This window comes from Crocosphaera watsonii WH 8501 (assembly GCF_000167195.1).
In the GTDB taxonomy this organism is placed as follows: Bacteria; Cyanobacteriota; Cyanobacteriia; order Cyanobacteriales; family Microcystaceae; genus Crocosphaera; species Crocosphaera watsonii.
The window spans coordinates 1-2,274 of record NZ_AADV02000310.1; the positions used below are offsets into that span (position 1 = coordinate 1).

General features: G+C 33.7%; 2 protein-coding genes and 2 pseudogenes. 2 read left to right on the forward strand and 2 right to left on the reverse strand.

All coding sequences use genetic code 11. From position 1 onward, the window contains the following. Positions 1-374, forward strand: a pseudogene (locus CWATDRAFT_RS31230) (IS1634 family transposase); the annotation flags it as partial. A 199-nt stretch (positions 375-573) separates the two neighbouring features. On the opposite strand, the gene CWATDRAFT_RS40880 reads toward CWATDRAFT_RS31230, so the two are convergent. Further along, positions 574-915, reverse strand: a complete 342-nt coding sequence (locus CWATDRAFT_RS40880; protein ID WP_042713053.1) for a hypothetical protein — start codon at positions 913-915, stop codon at positions 574-576. Positions 916-1,202: 287 nt separating this feature from the next. Continuing rightward, entirely contained in the window at positions 1,203-1,616 is a 414-nt protein-coding gene (locus CWATDRAFT_RS31240; protein WP_007308677.1) for a DUF4384 domain-containing protein, read from the reverse strand. Positions 1,617-1,769: 153 nt separating this feature from the next. Here CWATDRAFT_RS31240 and CWATDRAFT_RS31245 point away from each other — a divergent pair. Next, positions 1,770-2,213: pseudogene (locus CWATDRAFT_RS31245) on the forward strand (IS5 family transposase); the annotation flags it as partial. Between the last annotated feature and the right edge of the window lie 61 nt (positions 2,214-2,274).

A 2,274-nucleotide genomic window follows, 5' to 3' on the forward strand; every position in this document is an offset into this window, starting at 1 on the left:
TGATAACTTATAAAAACCAGCAATCTACGGAAAGAGGATTTCGATTTTTGAAAGATCCCTTATTTTTTACTGATAGTTTCTTCGTTGAAAAACCAGAAAGAATAGAAACAATGTTATTTTTAATGTCTTTGTGTTTGTTGATTTATAACTTGGGGCAAAGAGAATTAAGAAACTGTTTAAAAAGAGTCAAAAAAGGAATAAATAATCAAGTAGGAAAAGTAACATTGCGTCCGACTTTGAGGTGGATATTTCAATGTTTTCAAGGTATTCATTATGTGATTTTAAACGGAGTTAAACAAATTGTCAATTTAACAGAAGAAAGGCGTTTTATATTGAGTTTATTACCTGCATCTTGTCAAAGATATTATCTATAAATTGAATTGGATAAAGCAAAAATAATAAAAGAATAAGAGTCTAATGATATCAAATGAGAAGAGGAAACTCTCCTTCGTTTGTGCTGAGTCTTGCTAAGTTTTCAATGAGTATAAATCTTCTTAATTTGATTATTTTTCCTAAAAATTTAATGAAAAGAGAAATATTCTTGCCCAGGTATGATTTTCGGACTTTTTAAAACTATGTATTTTTTATACTACATTTTGAAGTGCGGAATCTGGGTTGTAGGGTTTCCATCAACTCCTCTTGGTTGGAACAACTGAGAAGGGTATCAATTAAGTAAACGCAGGGAGTAAGGATTAACTCTTCATATAAGAATTGGAATAATTGAGTCACTTTATTGGCCTTATCCCGTTGTCCTTTTTCAGCCAAGAATCTAGCATATTTTTCCAGAAATGTGATAAACTGCTCATCAATGATTGCAGCATTATCTTGTAATATTTTTTCCCTTTCTTCCTCATTGTTACAGTAGAGGAATAAACCTATAAGTTGGGTGTATTGATTAAATTGTTGTTCGTTCATAGGGATGTTTTTAATCAGTGAACAGTGAACAGTGAACAGTGAACAGTTATCAGTTTTCCTCATTGATTATATAGCAATCATTTATCAGTTGTGAGAATTAATATTGAAACTTATCCCCCCTAACCCCCCTTATTAAGGGGGGAACTAAAGGGGGAACTAAAGGGGGAAATAAAGGGGGGATCTCGAGAATCTCATGAACCATTACTGATTGCTATAGAATAGTGTTAAGGGTGGGGGGAGTGAGACGGTTAAACAATTTGGTATCTTGTCCAGAAAACCTGTGTTTCTTATTGCATATTCACCATTGTTATCAAACTTTGTAAATGCTTCTCCGTCAAAGACAAGGGTTTATCTTGTAATTTTGGTAACCAGTCTAACTTAGGTTTAACGGGACTAATAACGGCTAAAACCTCTTCAATACCGATTGAACCTTCAACAGTAAAATGATCTTTAGAATAATGCTTTGTTTTCTGAGGTAGAATAACCTCCCCTGTATCAAACTCAAACGATGGACTAACAGAAGACGGACATAAACAATATACGTCCGCACTGTTACTAAACTTTTCTAATAACAGTAAATAACCCCCTTGAGGTAACTGAATTTGATAGTGAATCAAACTATTAAGGGGAATTTGCTTAATAGGGTTTTCCTTTTTTTCCCATCCCCCAATAGCTAACTCACTTAGGGGAGGTTGTTGCAAAATAATAGGATTAATTAGGGTTTGCTGAATAAAAGCAAAACCCTATTCTTTAAAAGGTTACACCCATATTCGCGATCGCAAAAAAGATCAGCTTTGTCGGCTACAAACCGCTATAATTGGTAGAAACACCTCCCAGTTGTTGGTCAAGAACAAATGTATCGAAAAGAGGAGCAACCTTTACCGCCCCCAGAAAAATTTGAATTACCTTTCGAGGGCAAATTGTCCCCCAATAATCGTTGGGTAATCATGGCAGAGTTGATACCTTGGGATGATTTTGAGGAAGAATATGCTAAACTTTTTTCAGCAGAAAAAGGTGCGCCAGCCAAACTATTTAGAATGGCATTAGGGACATTAATTATTAAGGAAAAATTAGGAACAAGTGATAGAGAAACTATAGAACAGATTAGAGAAAATCCCTATCTAGAATACTTTATAGGTTTAAATTGTTATCAACAAGAGCCACCACTGGAATCTTCAATGCTAGTTCATTTTAGGAAAAGAATTGATGGAGAATTGATAAACAAAATCAATAAAAAAATAGTAAAAAGAGAAATAGACAAGAGTGATAAAGAAGTAAAAAAAAAGGATTGTCTCCAATAAAAAGGAGAAAAAATAAAAAATAAAGGTAAACTAATTTTAGATGCGACTTGTGCGCCAG